This is a genomic window from Bradyrhizobium sp. CCBAU 53415, assembly GCF_028128735.1.
GTDB lineage: Bacteria > Pseudomonadota > Alphaproteobacteria > Rhizobiales > Xanthobacteraceae > Bradyrhizobium.
Window position 1 is genome coordinate 532,885 of sequence record NZ_LBJF01000024.1, and the last position, 14,875, is coordinate 547,759.

At 66.7% G+C, this 14,875-nt stretch carries 17 protein-coding genes; 5 read left to right on the forward strand and 12 right to left on the reverse strand.

Annotated features, from left to right (window positions below; genetic code table 11):
* Positions 1-2: 2 nt before the first annotated feature.
* On the reverse strand, positions 3-968 hold the full coding sequence (locus XH87_RS20800; protein WP_271588674.1) for a Bug family tripartite tricarboxylate transporter substrate binding protein: 966 nt from the start codon (positions 966-968) through the stop codon (positions 3-5).
* Between the two features lie 158 nt (positions 969-1,126).
* Between XH87_RS20800 and XH87_RS20805 the strand changes: the two genes are divergently transcribed.
* The 4 genes from XH87_RS20805 (at position 1,127) to XH87_RS20820 (ending at position 5,026) form a co-directional block, all read left to right on the forward strand.
* A complete protein-coding gene (locus tag XH87_RS20805) occupies positions 1,127-1,909 on the forward strand; it encodes an IclR family transcriptional regulator (protein WP_245334136.1) in 783 nt (260 codons plus the stop codon).
* Positions 1,910-2,060: 151 nt separating this feature from the next.
* Positions 2,061-3,356 (forward strand): O-acetylhomoserine aminocarboxypropyltransferase, encoded by a 1,296-nt coding sequence (locus XH87_RS20810; RefSeq protein WP_271588675.1) that lies wholly within the window; start codon positions 2,061-2,063, stop codon positions 3,354-3,356.
* Positions 3,357-3,360: 4 nt separating this feature from the next.
* Positions 3,361-4,143 carry an alpha/beta fold hydrolase gene (locus XH87_RS20815; RefSeq protein ID WP_271588676.1) on the forward strand — a complete coding sequence of 261 codons (783 nt, stop codon included), beginning with the start codon at positions 3,361-3,363 and terminating at the stop codon, positions 4,141-4,143.
* 151 nt (positions 4,144-4,294) lie between these two features.
* A complete protein-coding gene (locus XH87_RS20820; protein ID WP_271588677.1) occupies positions 4,295-5,026 on the forward strand; it encodes an SDR family NAD(P)-dependent oxidoreductase in 732 nt (243 codons plus the stop codon).
* A 120-nt stretch (positions 5,027-5,146) separates the two neighbouring features.
* Here the strand turns inward: XH87_RS20820 and XH87_RS20825 are convergent, their stop codons facing one another.
* Genes XH87_RS20825 through phnG form a run of 9 tightly spaced genes read right to left on the reverse strand, consistent with a single transcriptional unit; the run spans position 5,147 to position 12,070 of the window.
* Positions 5,147-5,758 carry a pyridoxamine 5'-phosphate oxidase family protein gene (locus XH87_RS20825; RefSeq protein WP_271588678.1) on the reverse strand — a complete coding sequence of 204 codons (612 nt, stop codon included), beginning with the start codon at positions 5,756-5,758 and terminating at the stop codon, positions 5,147-5,149.
* Positions 5,759-5,768: 10 nt separating this feature from the next.
* Positions 5,769-6,380: a phosphonate metabolism protein/1,5-bisphosphokinase (PRPP-forming) PhnN gene (gene phnN / locus XH87_RS20830; protein WP_271588679.1), complete on the reverse strand. Its 612-nt coding sequence runs from the start codon at positions 6,378-6,380 to the stop codon at positions 5,769-5,771.
* Entirely contained in the window at positions 6,377-7,534 is a 1,158-nt protein-coding gene (locus tag XH87_RS20835) for an alpha-D-ribose 1-methylphosphonate 5-triphosphate diphosphatase (RefSeq protein WP_271588680.1), read from the reverse strand. The genes phnN and XH87_RS20835 overlap by 4 nt, the downstream gene beginning before the upstream one ends.
* A gap of 11 nt (positions 7,535-7,545) precedes the next feature.
* Positions 7,546-8,244 (reverse strand): phosphonate C-P lyase system protein PhnL, encoded by a 699-nt coding sequence (gene phnL / locus XH87_RS20840; RefSeq protein WP_035706539.1) that lies wholly within the window; start codon positions 8,242-8,244, stop codon positions 7,546-7,548.
* Between the two features lie 8 nt (positions 8,245-8,252).
* On the reverse strand, positions 8,253-9,050 hold the full coding sequence (gene phnK / locus XH87_RS20845; RefSeq protein ID WP_271588681.1) for a phosphonate C-P lyase system protein PhnK: 798 nt from the start codon (positions 9,048-9,050) through the stop codon (positions 8,253-8,255).
* The gene (locus XH87_RS20850) at positions 9,043-9,939 is read right to left on the reverse strand and encodes an alpha-D-ribose 1-methylphosphonate 5-phosphate C-P-lyase PhnJ (protein WP_158671725.1); all 897 of its coding nucleotides are present in this window, start codon (positions 9,937-9,939) and stop codon (positions 9,043-9,045) included. The genes phnK and XH87_RS20850 overlap by 8 nt, the downstream gene beginning before the upstream one ends.
* The gene (locus XH87_RS20855) at positions 9,936-11,039 is read right to left on the reverse strand and encodes a carbon-phosphorus lyase complex subunit PhnI (protein ID WP_271588682.1); all 1,104 of its coding nucleotides are present in this window, start codon (positions 11,037-11,039) and stop codon (positions 9,936-9,938) included. The genes XH87_RS20850 and XH87_RS20855 overlap by 4 nt, the downstream gene beginning before the upstream one ends.
* Positions 11,040-11,043: 4 nt before the next feature.
* On the reverse strand, positions 11,044-11,652 hold the full coding sequence (phnH, locus tag XH87_RS20860) for a phosphonate C-P lyase system protein PhnH (RefSeq protein WP_271588683.1): 609 nt from the start codon (positions 11,650-11,652) through the stop codon (positions 11,044-11,046).
* Between the two features lie 4 nt (positions 11,653-11,656).
* Positions 11,657-12,070: a phosphonate C-P lyase system protein PhnG gene (gene phnG / locus XH87_RS20865; RefSeq protein ID WP_333909188.1), complete on the reverse strand. Its 414-nt coding sequence runs from the start codon at positions 12,068-12,070 to the stop codon at positions 11,657-11,659.
* A 157-nt stretch (positions 12,071-12,227) separates the two neighbouring features.
* Here phnG and phnF point away from each other — a divergent pair, with 157 nt between their 5' ends.
* Positions 12,228-12,959 (forward strand): phosphonate metabolism transcriptional regulator PhnF, encoded by a 732-nt coding sequence (gene phnF / locus XH87_RS20870; protein ID WP_271588684.1) that lies wholly within the window; start codon positions 12,228-12,230, stop codon positions 12,957-12,959.
* A gap of 159 nt (positions 12,960-13,118) precedes the next feature.
* On the opposite strand, the gene phnE (XH87_RS20875) is transcribed toward phnF, so the two are convergent.
* Both phnE (XH87_RS20875) and phnE (XH87_RS20880) read right to left on the reverse strand, forming a co-directional pair.
* Positions 13,119-13,967 carry a phosphonate ABC transporter, permease protein PhnE gene (gene phnE, locus XH87_RS20875; protein WP_158671729.1) on the reverse strand — a complete coding sequence of 283 codons (849 nt, stop codon included), beginning with the start codon at positions 13,965-13,967 and terminating at the stop codon, positions 13,119-13,121.
* The gene (gene phnE, locus XH87_RS20880) at positions 13,964-14,848 is read right to left on the reverse strand and encodes a phosphonate ABC transporter, permease protein PhnE (RefSeq protein WP_271588685.1); all 885 of its coding nucleotides are present in this window, start codon (positions 14,846-14,848) and stop codon (positions 13,964-13,966) included. Before phnE (XH87_RS20880) ends, phnE (XH87_RS20875) begins: the two co-directional genes overlap by 4 nt.
* Positions 14,849-14,875 lie beyond the last annotated feature (27 nt).

Below are 14,875 nucleotides of genomic sequence, written 5' to 3' on the forward strand. Positions count from 1 at the left end.
GCTCAGTTGGCCGCGATGTTGGCCTTGCGCACCACCGGAATCCACTTGGCGTCCTCGCGCTCGAGATAGGCCTTGAACTCGTCCGGCGTCATCGGCGTGGCTTCGCCGCCGAGCTTCTCGAACTTGTCGATCACGGCGGGATCTTTCAGGATCGCAACCAGCGTCTCGTGCAGCTTGTCCACGATCGGCGCCGGCGTGCCGGCGGGCGCGAACAGGCCGGTGAAAGTCTGGCCGTCGAAATCCTTGTAGCCGAGCTCGGCGAAGGTCGGCACGTCGGGCAGCGACTTCAGGCGGTGCGGGCTGGTGACCGCGAGCGCGCGGAACAGGCCGGCCTTGATGTGCTGGAGACTGACCGTGAGCTGGTCGAACGCGAACTGAACCTGGCCGCCGAGCAGATCGTTGATGGCCGGCGCATTGCCGCGGTAGTGCGCGGTGACCCATTGCAGGCCGAGGTTCGACTGCATCAGCTCGCTGAGCAGATGGTTGGTGGTGCCGGGACCGGGCGAGGCCATGGTCAGCTTGCCGGGCTCGCGCTTGGCGAGGTCGATGAATTCCTTGAAAGTGTTGGCCTGCACCGACGGATGAACCTCGAGCACCAGCGGCGTCATCGAGATCGTCGAGATCGGCAGGAAGTCCTTCTTCCAGTTGTAGGCGTCGCGCTTGTTGATCTCGGTCGCGAACAGCACCGGGCCGTTGGCGCCGACGAACAGCGTGTAGCCGTCGGGCGCGGATTTCGCGAAGGCTTCGCCCGCGATCATGCCACCGGCACCGGCCTTGTTCTCGATGATGAAGGGCTGGCCGAGCTTCTCCTGGAGCTTGTCGGCGACGATGCGCGCGGCGCTGTCGACATTGCCGCCGGCGGGATAGGGCACGATCAGCTTGACGTTGCGCGCCGGCCATTGCTGGCCCGATGCAGGCCCAGCCAGCATCGCGGTGACGGCAGCTATGGCAATCCAGATTAATCTCATGTTAACCTCCCGGCGGCGTTTCCGACTCATTTCGAATGCCCTGACGTCGCGCAAGACAGCTCAAAGACACTCCGATCGGAGCGCAATCTCCAGATGCGCGCTTGCCCTGTCGAGGGATTTGTGGCGTTCTTGTCCATATTATGGACAAGGGACGCGCGATGAGATCCGCCCGCAGCGCCGTGGTGCCGCGGCAGGGCGCGCAGGCGATCCGGCGCGCGCTCGCGGTGCTGCGCATCCTGGCCGCAGGCCGCGAACACGGTGTGCCATTGGCCGAGGTCGTGCGGGCGACCGGCCTCACCCGCCCGACCGTGCATCGCATCGTCCACGTGCTGATCGAGGAAGGCATCGTCGAGCGGCACGAGCGGACCCTCCGCTACGCGATCGGCAACCAAGTGCCGGAGCTGGCACTCGCACGGCCGCGACCCTCGCGGCTGCTGGTCGCCGCAAATCCGTCGCTGCAGCGCGCCTCCGCGGAGATCGGCGACACGCTGTTCCTGACGGTGCGCACCGGCAACGACACGCTGTGCGTCGATCGCAGGATCGGCGTCTATCCGATCCAGGTGCTGTCGATCGAGGTCGGCGCGCGCCGGCCGCTCGGCGTCTCCAGCGCCGGCGTCGCCATCCTCGCCGCGATGCCGGCGCCGGACGCGCGAAAGATCGTCGCAGCCAACGAGAAGCGGTTCGAGGCCTACCGGACCGATGTGGCGACGGTGCTGGGCGAGGTGACCGCCGCCAGACGGCTGGGCTATGGCCTGCGGGAGATCGGCCTGGTACAGGGGACGAAATCGCTCTCGACCTGGATCAAGACGCCGGACGGGCAACCCGCCGCGGCGATGACCGTCTCCGCCGTTCGCACGAGGCTCGGACCAAGGCGCGAGCAGGAGGTCGCGGAGATTTTGCTGCGCGAGGCGCGGCTGATCGAACAGGCGATCGGGGGATAAGCGTTGAGGCTGACGCGGACGGGACCTCTTCGCCTCTCCCCGCAAGCGGGGCGAGGGAGCCCACCGCGAACGCGGCGCTGTCAATGGCTGACTTCGCAGACGTTTTTGTGGCACAAGAGCCGCCATCGCCGACTGATCAACGAGGCCACGCATGCCCGCGCCAAAGCCGCCTGCTTTCGAGACCCTGAGCCTGCATGCGGGCCAGCATCCGGATCCCGTGACCGGCGCCCGGGCGGTGCCGATCTACCAGACCACGTCCTACGTGTTCCAGGATTCGGACCACGCCGCGGCGCTGTTCAACCTGGAGCGCGCCGGCCACATCTATACCCGCATCTCCAATCCGACCACGGGCGTGCTGGAGGAGCGGCTCGCCGCGCTCGAGGGCGGCGTCGGCGCGATCTGCACCGCGAGCGGCATGGCCGCGCTGCATCTCGCCATCGCGACGCTGCTCAATGCCGGCAACCACATCGTGGCGTCGAGCTCGCTCTATGGCGGCACCATCAACCTGCTCGCGCACACGCTGCCGCGCTTCGGCATCACCACCACCTTTGTCAAGCCGCGCGATCTCGACGCGTTCCGCGCGGCGATCCAGCCGAACACCAGGCTCGTGATCGGCGAGACCATCGGCAATCCCGGGCTGGAGGTGCTCGACACTCCCAAGGTCGCGGCGATCGCGCATGAGGCCAGGATCCCGCTGCTGATCGACAACACCTTTGCCACGCCCTATCTCAGCCGCCCGATCGAGCTGGGCGCCGACATCGTCATGCATTCGGCGACCAAATGGATCGGCGGCCACGGCATCGCGATCGGCGGCGCCATCGTCGACGGCGGCCGCTTCGACTGGCGCTCTTCCGGCAAGTTCGGCGTGCTGACCGAGCCCTATGGCGGCTATCACGGCATCGTCTTCGACGAGCAGTTCGGGACGGCGGCCTTCATCATGCGCGCGCGCACCGAAGGTCTGCGCGATTTCGGCGCCTGCCTGTCGCCGACCAACGCGTTCCAGCTGTTGCAAGGCGTGGAGACGCTTCCCGTGCGCATGGACCGCCACATGCAGAACACGCATCTCGTGCTGGAGGCGCTGAAGTCGAACAAGGCCGTCGACTGGGTGCTGCATCCCGCGCTCGAAAATCATCCTGACCATCAGCTGGCAAAGCAGCTCTTGCCGCGCGGCGCCGGCTCGATCGTCTCCTTCGGCATCAAGGGCGGACGCCCCGCGGGCCGCAAGTTCATCGAAAGCTTACGCATGATCAGCCATCTCGCCAATGTCGGCGACGCCAAGACGCTGGTGATCCACCCGGCCTCGACCACGCATCAGCAGATGGACGCCGAGCAGCTCGAGGCGGCCGGGATCGGCGAGGAGCTGGTGCGGCTGTCGGTCGGCATCGAGACGGCGAGCGACATCATCGACGATCTCGCCCAAGCGCTGCGCATCTCGCAAAAGGTCTGACGCCATGAAGCTCTCCGTCAACGGCACCGATGTGTTCGTCGCAACCGGCGGCCGCGACTTCGACAAGTCGCTGCCCACGGTGGTGTTCATCCACGGCGCCGGCTTCGATCATTCCACCTGGGCGCTGCATACGCGCTGGTTCGCCCATCACGGTTTTGCCGTGCTTGCACCCGACCTGCCCGGCCACGGCCGCTCCGCCGGGCCTTCCCTCGGCAGCATCGCGGAGATGGCGGATTGGACGGCGGCGCTGCTGAATGCGGCCGGCGCCACCAGGGCGCATCTGATCGGCCATTCCATGGGCTCGCTGATCTCGCTGGAGACGGCGGCGCGGCATCCCGACAAGGTCTCCGCGCTGAGCCTGATCGGCACCGCCGCGACCATGACGGTCGGCCCGGATCTCCTGAAGGCGGCCGAAGCCAATTCGCAGGATGCAAACGACATGGTCTCGATCTGGGGTCTCGGCTTCAAGGCCGAGCTCGGCGGCAGCCTCGCGCCGGGCTTGTGGATGCATGGCGGCGCGCAGGCCGTGCTGAAGGTTTGCGAGCCGGGCGTGCTGTTCAAGGATCTGTCGGCCTGCAATGCCTACACAAATGCGCTTGCGGCCGCCGCAAGCGTGAAGGTGCCGACGACATTGATCCTCGGCGAGCGCGACATGATGACCCCGGCGAAGGCCGGCAAGGCGCTCGCCGCCGCGATCCCGCATGCGAAGACCGTCGTGGTGCCCGGCGCCGGCCACATGATCATGGCCGAGCGCCCGGACGAGCTGCTGGCGGCGCTGAGGAACTAGGCGGATCAATCTTCCGCCTTGCGCGTTGCGGTCAGATATCCCCGCCAATCAAGAAGGGGAACTCGACCATGCCAGGAGTTGACCTTGTGAGTTGAATGCCAGCGGCTGTCGCACGACGATCCGGCCCTCCATTGCATCGATCGGAGCTTTCATGTCAGAGACTCTCAAGGGGCGCACGGCGCTCGTCACCGGCGGCTCGCGCGGAATCGGTGCTGCCGTCTGTCGCGCGCTGGCCGATGCGGGCGCTGCCGTGGCGATCAATTGCCGCCAGCAGATCGGGCAGGCCGAGCAGCTGGCCGGCGAGATCGGCAGGCAAGGCGGCCGCGCCATCGTCGTCGCCGCCGACGTCTCGCAGCGCGAGGCCGTGGCTGGAATGGTCGAGCGCGTCACGGCCGGGCTCGGGCCGATCGACATCCTCGTCAACAATGCCGGCATCGCCATCACGCGCGGCATCGACGATCTCACCGAGGATGATTTCGACCGCACCATCCTGGTCAACCTGAAATCCGCCTTCCTGTGCACGCAGGCCGTTCTGCCGTCGATGCGCGCGAGAACGTGGGGCCGCATCGTCAACATCTCCTCGGGCGCGGCGCGCGGCGCCGGCTCGATCGGCCCGCACTACAATGCATCCAAGGCCGGGATGGAAGGCCTCACGCGAGGCTATGCCGCGCGGCTCGTGAAGGAGGGAATCACCGTCAACGCAGTGGCGCCGTCGCTGATCGAGACCGACATGATGAGCGGCCAGCCCCAGCTCGTCAGCCGCATCCCGCTCGGCCGCTTCGGCACGGCGAAGGAAGTGGCGAAAGCCGTGATGCTGCTCGTCGACAATGCCTACATGACCGGGCAGACCGTGGCGCTGAGCGGGGGCATGGCGTTTAACTGAGCGCACGCCGTCACGCCCGGGCTTGTCCCGGCCATCCACGCCTTACCGGTAGCGCGAAGAACGTGGATGCCCGGGACAAGCCCGGACATGACGATCAGCTGCCGATCGAGGCGCAGCGACTCACCACATCGTCGCGGCCGCCCGTTCCGGCCAGATGCGGTCGTACTCCGCGCCACCGACCTTGTTCTCGCTCATTTCCGCGAGGATCTGGCCCGGTGTCGGCAAACTCCTGGGATCGATACGCTTGTCGGGATTCCAGAGGTCGGAACGCACGATGGCGCGGGCGCACTGGAAGTAGATCTCCTCCACATTCATCACCATGACGCTGCGCGGCGCCTTGCCCTCGACCTTGAACGAGGCCAGCAGCTCCGGATCGATCGAGAGATGAGCGCGACCGTTGGCGCGGACCGCGTTGCCCGAGCCGGGGATCAGGAACATCAGGGACACCCTGGGATCGCGCACGATGTTGCGCAGGGAATCGACCCGGTTGTTGCCGCGGCGGTCCGGCAGCATCAGCGTCCTGGGATCGTGGATGCGGACGAAGCCGGGCAGATCGCCGCGGGGCGAGCAATCGATGCCCTCGGGCCCGATGGTGGCGAGCGCTGCGAACGGCGCCTTCTCGATGAAGACGCGATAGAGCGGCGTGACGTGGTCGGCGACTTTCACGGTCGAGGCATCATTGGTTGCGCCGTAGATGGCTTCCAGCTGTTCGACCGTTTCGATCACCGACATTCCAGCCTCCTCATTGTGCCGGCAACTCATCCTGCCAGCATTCATTCCTGATCACGCGCACGAGCTGGCGGCCGTGGTAGTCGGCGCTGCCGGCGTTGAGGATGGTGACGTCGGCCTGCACCGACGCATCGTCGACACTGCGCGACAGCCGCTCGGCGATGTTGCCGTCGCTGTGCCGCGCCCGCGCGGCAAGCCGCTGCGCCAGCACGTCCGGCGGCGCAGTGATCGCCACCACCACGACGTTGACATAGGCTCGACGCAGCGCGCCGATCACCGTGCGCGAGACGTTGGCAACAACGGCCCGGCCGGCACGGATGTCGTCGTTGATCTCGAGCGGCAGCGCATAGGAATGCCCGTGCGCCTCCCAGTGCACGGCAAAATCGCCGTGCTCACGCACGCGGCGGAATTCATCCCGGCTCACCGCAACGTTGTCCTCGTCAGTGGAGGACTCCCGCGTCACGACCCGGCGCGGAAAGACGATGTCGCGGTCGTCGGCGCAGGCCGCCTGGGCCAGCCGCAGCAAGGTGTCCTTGCCGGCGCCGCTGGGGCCGACCACGAGCACGAACCGTCCGGGGCCGATCGCACCCGCCTCGTCCTGCACCACGGTCACGGTCTCGCTCATGCGACGCGGAATCCTTCGCGCCAGACGCTGCGAACGACGGGAACGTGGCCTGCGACATGCACGCGGATGAGGTCGGCGCGCTTGCCGGGCGCGACCTCGCCGCGGTCGGTGAGGCCGACCGCCTCGGCGGGGGCTTTCGTCACAGTGCGAACCGCCGCCGGAAGGCTGATCGCGGGCACGTGCTCCGGCAATTGGAGCGCGGCCATCAGCAGGCTGGAGGGGATGTAGTCCGACGACAGGATGTCGAGCAGGCCTTCGCGGGCGAGATCGACCGCGGCGATGTTGCCGGAGTGCGAGCCGCCGCGCACCACATTCGGCGCACCCATCAGAATGTCGATGCCGGCCTGATGCAGGCCGCGTGCGGCCTCGAGCGTGGTCGGGAACTCCGCCACCGAAACGCGATCGCGCACGGCGTCCGCGACGTTCTCCTCGGTGGTGTCGTCGTGGCTCGCCAGAGGAATCTTGTACCGATGCGCCAGCGCCACGATCTCGCGCATGTTGGTCGCCGCATATTGCTTTTGGTACTCGAAGCGCTTTGCGAACAGCTCGTCGAGCTCGGCATCGGTCTTGCCGCCGCCCTTGCCGCGATAATAGTCACGCAGCTTGACCTCGTCGCGGAACTGGCGCTGCCCCGGCGTGTGATCCATCAGCGACATCAGCTTGACGTCGGGACGGTCGATCAGCTCCCTGGCCTCCTCGACCACGCTCGGCATCGGGATCTCGCAGCGCAGATGCAGGAAGTGATCGGCGCGCAGCAGGCTGGCATCACGCGCGGTCGTGATCGCGGCGGCGAGCACGCCGGCGCGGCCATCGACTTCCTCGGCGCCGTCCTCGCGCCAGACCCGGAGTGAATCGAAAACCGTGGTGATGCCCGAGGTCGCGAGCTGGCCGTCATAGGAGATCACGGCGGCGACCGGATTCCAGAACACTTTTGGCCGCGGCACGTAATGCGCTTCGAGATGGTCGGTGTGGAGCTCGATCAGGCCGGGCATGACGAGGTCGCCGCCGGCATCCTCGGCGCCCGCGGGCGCCCTGCCCTCGCCGATCTCGGCGATGCGTCCGTCCGCAAGAGCGAGCCAGCCCTGCTCGATCACCCGGTCGGCCAGCACGATCCTGGCGTTGGCGATCACGGTTACCTTCGGCTCGGCGTTCATTTCCATTTCCTTCAGGCCGCGGCAGCAAAGCTGGTGACGTCGACGATGCGGTCGGCAATCAGATGACGGATTTCGTCGTCATGGACAATGGCGACCATGGCGACGCCCTGGCGCTTCTTCTCGGCGACCAGCTCGACCACGACGGTGCGGTTGGCGGCATCGAGCGAGGCGGTCGGCTCGTCCAGCAGCAGGATCGGCAGGTCCGAGATGAAGCCGCGCGCGATATTGACGCGCTGCTGCTCGCCTCCGGAGAAGGTCGCGGGCGGAAGCTGCCAGAGGCGCTCGGGGATGTTGAGGCGATGCAGCAGCTCGCCGGCGAGCTGCTGCGCCTCGGATCTGGCCACGCCGTTCACGATCAGCGGCTCGGCGACGACGTCAATGGTGGCCACGCGCGGCACCGCGCGCAGGAACTGGCTGACATAGCCGATCGTGGAGCGGCGGATATTGAGGACCTGCCGCGGCTCGGCGGTGGCGAGGTCGATCACCGTGCCGCGATGGCGGATGCCGATGCGGCCGCTATCGCAGCGATAGTTGCCAAAAATCATCTTCAGGATCGACGATTTGCCGGCACCTGATGGCCCCGACAGCACGACGCATTCGCCGGGATTGACGTGGAAGGTCACGCCGCGCACGACCGGCAGCTCGATGCCGCCTTGCAAGTGCATCGTAAAGGTCTTCTGGGCATCGGCAACATCGATCATGGCGGTCATCGAAAAGCTCATGGCGGGAGAATCGAGGAGACGAGGAGTTGGGTATAGGGCTCGCGGGGGTCGTCGAGCACCTGGTCGGTGAGGCCGGTCTCGATGACGCGGCCGCCCTTCATCACCATCACGCGATGCGACAGGAGGCGCGCGACCGCGAGATCGTGGGTGACGATGATGACGGCGAGATGCAGTTCGGCGACGAGGCTGCGCAGCAGGTCGAGCAGGCGCGCCTGCACCGACACGTCGAGGCCGCCGGTCGGCTCGTCCATGAATACCAGCCGCGGCTCGGTGACGAGGTTGCGGGCGATCTGGAGACGCTGCCGCATACCGCCGGAATAGGTGCGCGGCGCATCGTCGATGCGCGCGACGTCGATCTCGACGCGGGTGAGCCAGTCCGATGCGGTGTCGCGGATGCGGCCGTAGTGATTCCAGCCCACCGCCATCAGCCGCTCGCCGACATTGGCGCCGGCCGAGACCGCCATGCGCAGGCCCTGCGCGGGGTCCTGGTGCACGAAACCCCAATCAGTGCGGAACAGGAAGCGCCGCTCGGCCTCTCCGAGCGTCGTGAGATCACGGGTAACGCCGTCGCGCATTCGGTAGGACACATGGCCCGCGCTCGGCGCCAGCTGACCCGACAACGTCTGCAGCAGCGTCGACTTGCCCGAGCCGGATTCGCCCACGATCGCCAGCACTTCGCCGGGATAGAGCGCGAAGGAGACGTCGCGGCAGGCAGCGATGCGGCCGAAGGACTTGCTGAGAGATGTCGCGACCAGCAGCGGCTCGTCGTTGTCGAGCATGTCGTGATCAGCCATTCGACGCCTCCCGCGCCTTCTCCTTGTAGGGCGCAGCACTGAGGCTGCCGTGATGGCCCGCGGTCTGCCGGCCCTCGCAATAGTCGGTGTCCGAGCAGACGAACATGCGCCCGCCCTTGTCGTCGGTGACGATCTCGTCGAGATAGGAATTTTCCGCGCCGCACAGCGCGCAGGGCGCGTTGAAGCGGTACGGCTCGAACGGGTGGTCCTCGAAATCGAGCGAGACCACTTGGGTATAAGGCGGGATCGCGTAGATGCGCTTTTCGCGGCCAGCGCCGAACAATTGCAGCGCCGGGCAGTTGTCCATCTTGGGATTGTCGAATTTCGGCGTCGGGGACGGATCCATCACGTAGCGCGCGTTCACCTTCACCGGATAGGCGTAGGCGGTCGCGATGTGGCCGAAGCGGGCGATGTCCTCGTAGAGCTTCACGTGCATCAGGCCGTACTCGGCGAGCGCGTGCATGCGCCGCGTCTCGGTCTCGCGCGGCTCGAGGAAACGCAACGGCTCGGGGATCGGCACCTGATAGACCAGCACCTGGTTTTCGTTCAGCGCCGTCTCCGGGATACGGTGACGGGTCTGGATCACCGTTGCCTCGTCCGTCGCCGTCGTGGTCGCAACGCCGGCGGTCTTGGCGAAGAACTTCCGGATCGAGATCGCATTGGTGGTGTCGTCGGAGCCCTGGTCGATCACCTTGAGCACGTCCTGGGGACCGAGGATCGCGGCGGTGACCTGCACGCCACCGGTGCCCCAGCCATAGGGCATCGGCATTTCGCGGCTGGCGAACGGCACCTGATAGCCGGGAATGGCGATCGCTTTCAGGATCGCGCGGCGGATCATCCGCTTGGTCTGCTCGTCGAGATAGGCGAAGTTGTAGGCGGGCGCGTTCATTCCGCGGCCTCCTTCATGGCATCGCCCGCTTGGGCGTCCGCGAACTCCTGCCGCAGCTTGCGCAGCAGGCCGAGCTCGGACTGGAAGTCGACATAATGCGGCAGCTTCAGGTGCTCGACGAAGCCGGTCGCCTGGACATTGTCCGAATGCGACATCACGAACTCCTCGTCCTGCGCCGGTGCGAGCGCCTCCTCGCCGAGCTCACGCGCGCGCAGCGCGCGATCGACCAGCGCCATCGACATGGTCTTGCGCTCGCTCTGGCCGAAGGCGAGGCCGTAGCCGCGGGTGAAGCACGGCGCCTCGGTCGCAGAACCCTTGAACTGGTTGACCATCTGACACTCGGTCAGCTCGATCGAGCCCAGCGGCACGGCGAAGCCGGCGTCTTCCGCGAAGAATTCCACCTCTACCTCGCCGAAGCGGATCTCGCCGGCGAAGGGATGGTTGCGGCCATAGCCGCGCTGGGTGGAATAGCCCATCGCCAGCAGGAAGCCTTCATCGCCGCGCGCCAGATTTTGCAAGCGCAGGTCGCGATCCGCAGGAAAGTTCAGCGGCTCGCGGGTGAGATCGCCGACGCTGGCGCCGTCGTCGGCCTGCGGCGAGGATTCGATCAGCCCGTCACGGCCGAGAATGTCGGTCACGCGCGGCGTTGGCGCGGTGGCCGCCTCAGCCGTCGCCGGCGCGTCCGGAACGAAGCCTTCGGCGAGCGAGGGATCGAGCAGGCGGTGGGTATAGTCGAAGGTCGGCCCGAGGATCTGGCCGCCGGGAATGTCCTTGAAGGTCGAGGACACCCGCCGCTGCACGCGCATCGCACCGGTGTCGACCGGCTCGCTGGCGCCGAAGCGCGGCAGAGTGGCGCGGAAGGCGCGAACCAGGAAGATCGCCTCGATCAGATCGCCGCGCGCCTGCTTGATCGCCAGCGCCGCGAGCTCGCGATCATAGAGCGAGCCTTCGCCCATGACGCGGTCGACGGCGAGGCCGAGCTGCTCCGAGATCTGGTCGAGCGTGACCTCCGGAACGCTTTGGTCGCCGCGCCGCGCATTGGCCAGCAGGCGATGGGCGTTCTCGATGGCGCGTTCACCGCCTTTGACTGCGACATACATGCTTTCAGCTTCCTTTGCTCACGGCGCGCGTGGTGCGCGGGATCGCAACCACGGCGTCATCGGCGACCAACACCACATCGATGCCGCGCGGAAACAGCACCTCGTTGAGCCGGAGGCGCTCCAACAGATCGAAGGGCTCGATCGACGCCTGCAGCGTCGCGACACCGTCGATGCCGGGTCCGCGCAGCTCGAAGCTGCGCCCCGAGACCAGGCTCTCGAGCTGAATGATCACCGTGGTCGAACGGTCCGGGTATTCGCTCGTCCCGAGCGCAAAACGGTCGAGCGGCGGAAGCGCCGCGCCGCTGCTGACCAGCGCGAAGCTCGCGATCGAGCAATCCTGCACCACCGGCGCGCCGGTATGGAATTTCAGCCACTTCACCACGTCGGGGCTCTCCGCCATCCACGCATCGAGCCAGAGCGGCGTGTCGTGGTCGAACAGCGTCAGTGCGATTGCGGCCGTGCCGCGCATCATCGGCCCCGGCGCCCCCGCCATCGGCACGATGCGCCGGACCGAGCCCGGCCGCGCCATCGCGTCCATGACCGAGCGAAAGGTCGATTGCGCCGACAGCACCTTGTCGGCGAAACCCGGCGGCAGTTCCGAAATCGTGGTCATGATCTCACCCCTCACCGCGCACCATGGTGTAGAAATCAACTTTCGTCGCAGCGGTCTCGGCCGCCGCCTGCCTGCGCTCGACCATCATCTGCTCGCGCAACGGCGCGATGACGCTGCGCTCGACGAGCCCGCCATGATCACGGGACTGCACCAGAGCATCGCACAGCGCGATCAGCCGCGCCTTCTCACCGTTCCGGCCGAGCGTGTAGCCGAACCCGACCTCACCGCTCGCAAGCCGCACCGCGGCGCGCGAGACCGTGGCTTCACCGAGATTGAACGGCGCGCCGTCGCCGCCGACCCGGCCGCGCAGCATGACGAGGCCGCTTTCGGGCATGCGCAGATCCTGATGGGCCGGGAGGGAAAAGTTGCGGAGGCGAGCGGCGATCTCGCCCGCCTCCGCGTGCGCCAGCACGGCCATCGCGGCCTTGCGCTGGGCTTGCTGGGTGTTGTGCTGCGTCACCTGGTCCACCGAACTTGCCGCGTCGAAGTTGTCTATGATAATAGACAACTTCATACGGAAGCGCCATGACTGTTTCGTGACAATGATGTGATTTCTGGAGTAGGTTTCCCGCGACATGAGCATGCAGGACACAGCCTCCTCGGGCGTCGCGCTATGGCGCCTCGTGGCCGACGGCATCGAACGCGGCATCGCCGACGGCCGCTTTGCGGCCGGCGACAAGCTGCCGGGCGAGATGGAGATCGCCGAAACCTATCGCGTCAACCGCCACACCGTGCGGCGCGCGCTGGCCGCCCTCGCCGAGCGCGGCCTGGTGCGGGCCGAGCGCGGCAGCGGAACCTATGTCGAGGCGCCGAAGCTGGCCTATCCGCTTCGCTCGCGCACGCGCTTTTCCGAGATCGTCGGTGCGGGCGGCCGCGAACCGCATGGGCGGCTGATCGAGGCGACCAATGACGTCGCGACGCGCGAGCTTGCGCGGGAGCTGGGATTGAAGACCGGCGCGCCGCTGGTGCGGATCGAGGCCATCCGCCTCGCCGACCGCACGCCGATCTGCGTGTCCACGACGTGGCTGTCGGCAGACCTGTTTCCGGAGGCGGGGGCCGTGTTCGCGGCGACACGCTCGATGACAAAACTGCTCGAACATTACGGCGTGCGCGACTATCGCCGCGGTGCGACCCGAATCACCGCCGGCATCGTCGATGCGACCGATGCCGCCCGGCTCGATCTCGCGCTCGGACGCCCGATCCTGGTGGTCGATGCCACCGACCACGATCTCGAGTGCAAGCCGCTGCTGACGAAGCATTCGCGCTTCGCGGCGGAGCGAGTGGAGTTTCTGGTGGAGAACGGGTGAGGGGTATGTCTCCGCGCGTGAAACTGGCAGTCGAGTTCGCGGGCAGATACCCCTCATCCGGCGCCGTAGCCGAAGCGTCGCTTTGGCGTTCCCAAGAACGGCGGCCCAAGGCCACCTTCTCCCGCAAGGGGAGAAGGGAAGAGGAGCTGGTGGCGGCGATCAGGCCACCGCCCTTCGCCCAATGATCGCGAATCGCAGCTTGCCGGAGATGAAATCGATCGCGGCGACTGCGACCAGAATCATCAGGATCAAAAACGACACCTTCTGCCATTCCAGCACGCGGATCTGCTCGGCCAGTTGCAGGCCGATGCCGCCGGCGCCGACGATGCCGATGATGGTGGCCGAGCGGGTGTTGGATTCGATGTAGTACAGCACCTGGCCGGCGATGACGGGCAGCACCTGCGGCATCAGGCCGAAGCGGATCTCGTGCAGGGCACTGCCGCCGGAAGCGCGGATGCCCTCGACCTCCTTCTGGTCGGCGCCTTCGATCGCCTCCGAGAACAATTTGCCGAACGCGCCGAAATCCGACACCGCGATCGCCAGCACCCCGGCAAACGGCCCGAGACCCACGACATTGATCCAAACCAGCGCCCAGATCAGCGTGTCGACGCCGCGTATCGAATCGAGGAAACGCCGGACCGGGAAGCGGAAGAAACCCGACGGCACGATGTTGCGCGCCGCAAGCAGGCTCACGGGCAGCGCGAACAGTGCGGCGAGCGTGGTACCGAGCAGCGCGATCGACAGCGTCTCGCCGAGCGCCTTGAGATACAGCGGCAGCGATGAGCCGGGATCGGGCGGGATCATCATCATCGTGATCCAGCCGAGCTGGCTGACGCCGGCAGCGAGACGCGACGGTGAAAAGTCGAGGTCGACCAGCCCGAACGCCAGAAGCGCGAGCGCGGCGGCGATCATCGCCGGCGTCGCGAGACGCGCTGACGCCGGCCGGCTGAAGACATCCGGATGGCGGGCGCGAAGCTGTGCCGTATCGACCTCTGGATGGCGGCTCATGTCCGCGCCTCCCTGCCGAACAGGCGGCCGCGCAGCCAACCGGTGCCGATGTCGATGAGGAAGACCGTGACGATGATGGTCAGGAGGATCGCGCTGACGTCCGAATAGTAGAACTTGCGGATCGCAACAATCAGCTCCATCCCGATGCCGCCGGCCCCGACAAAGCCCATCACCGAGGCTTCTCGCACATTGATCTCGAAGCGCAGCAGCCCATAGCTGGCATAGCCGGCGATCACCTGCGGCAGCACGGCAAAACGCATGCAGGACAGCCAGCTTGCCCCGGTCGAGCGCACGCCTTCGACCGGCCTCATGTCCGCATTCTCGACGATTTCGGAGAACAACTTGCCGAGCGCGCCGGTCGAATGGATGGCGATCGCCAGCACGCCCGCCATCGGCCCCAGGCCGAAGGCAATGACGAAGATCAACGCGAACACGATGCCCGGCACGGTGCGGGCGAATTCGAGCAGGCGACGCACCACGAAGCGCAGCCAGGGCGACGGCGCGGTGTTTTCGGCGGCGAAGAAGTTGAGCGCAACCGCGAAGACCGCGCCTATTAGCGTGCCGACATAACTGATCAACAGCGTCTCGCCCAGGAGCTTCAGCCATTTGTGCCAGCCCCAGAACCATTCGCCGATGTCGGTCCAGACGCGCTGACCGGTGTCGAGCGTGAGAATCCGATCGAAGTAGCTGACGAAATTGCCGAAATGGGCGAAGAAGGTGCGCAAATTCACTTCGGCGCCGATCGCGGCGACGAGCAGCGCGGCGATGAACAGCGCAGCGCCAAGCAGCAGCCGCAACCGCTTGCGCGCGACCGCCTTGCGGTAAGCCGCATTCAGCGCAGCCAGTTGCTGGTCGGGAAGGATCGAAACCGCAATTGTCATCGAAGCCACTCATCCCCATCAAGAAAA

Bases quoted from the DNA above. Each gene is read 5' to 3' on its own strand.
- phnE (WP_158671729.1), bottom strand. From the start codon at position 13,967: ATGAGCCGCCATCCAGAGGTCGATACGGCACAGCTTCGCGCCCGCCAT.
- phnF (WP_271588684.1), top strand. From the start codon at position 12,228: ATGAGCATGCAGGACACAGCCTCCTCGGGCGTCGCGCTATGGCGCCTC.
- XH87_RS20805 (WP_245334136.1), top strand. From the start codon at position 1,127: ATGAGATCCGCCCGCAGCGCCGTGGTGCCGCGGCAGGGCGCGCAGGCG.
- XH87_RS20810 (WP_271588675.1), top strand. From the start codon at position 2,061: ATGCCCGCGCCAAAGCCGCCTGCTTTCGAGACCCTGAGCCTGCATGCG.
- phnL (WP_035706539.1), bottom strand. From the start codon at position 8,244: ATGACCGCCATGATCGATGTTGCCGATGCCCAGAAGACCTTTACGATG.
- XH87_RS20855 (WP_271588682.1), bottom strand. From the start codon at position 11,039: ATGTATGTCGCAGTCAAAGGCGGTGAACGCGCCATCGAGAACGCCCAT.
- phnK (WP_271588681.1), bottom strand. From the start codon at position 9,050: ATGGCTGATCACGACATGCTCGACAACGACGAGCCGCTGCTGGTCGCG.
- XH87_RS20835 (WP_271588680.1), bottom strand. From the start codon at position 7,534: ATGAACGCCGAGCCGAAGGTAACCGTGATCGCCAACGCCAGGATCGTG.
- XH87_RS20825 (WP_271588678.1), bottom strand. From the start codon at position 5,758: ATGTCGGTGATCGAAACGGTCGAACAGCTGGAAGCCATCTACGGCGCA.
- phnE (WP_271588685.1), bottom strand. From the start codon at position 14,848: ATGACAATTGCGGTTTCGATCCTTCCCGACCAGCAACTGGCTGCGCTG.
- XH87_RS20850 (WP_158671725.1), bottom strand. From the start codon at position 9,939: ATGAACGCGCCCGCCTACAACTTCGCCTATCTCGACGAGCAGACCAAG.
- XH87_RS20815 (WP_271588676.1), top strand. From the start codon at position 3,361: ATGAAGCTCTCCGTCAACGGCACCGATGTGTTCGTCGCAACCGGCGGC.
- XH87_RS20800 (WP_271588674.1), bottom strand. From the start codon at position 968: ATGAGATTAATCTGGATTGCCATAGCTGCCGTCACCGCGATGCTGGCT.
- XH87_RS20820 (WP_271588677.1), top strand. From the start codon at position 4,295: ATGTCAGAGACTCTCAAGGGGCGCACGGCGCTCGTCACCGGCGGCTCG.
- phnN (WP_271588679.1), bottom strand. From the start codon at position 6,380: ATGAGCGAGACCGTGACCGTGGTGCAGGACGAGGCGGGTGCGATCGGC.
- phnG (WP_333909188.1), bottom strand. From the start codon at position 12,070: ATGGCCGTGCTGGCGCACGCGGAGGCGGGCGAGATCGCCGCTCGCCTC.
- phnH (WP_271588683.1), bottom strand. From the start codon at position 11,652: ATGACCACGATTTCGGAACTGCCGCCGGGTTTCGCCGACAAGGTGCTG.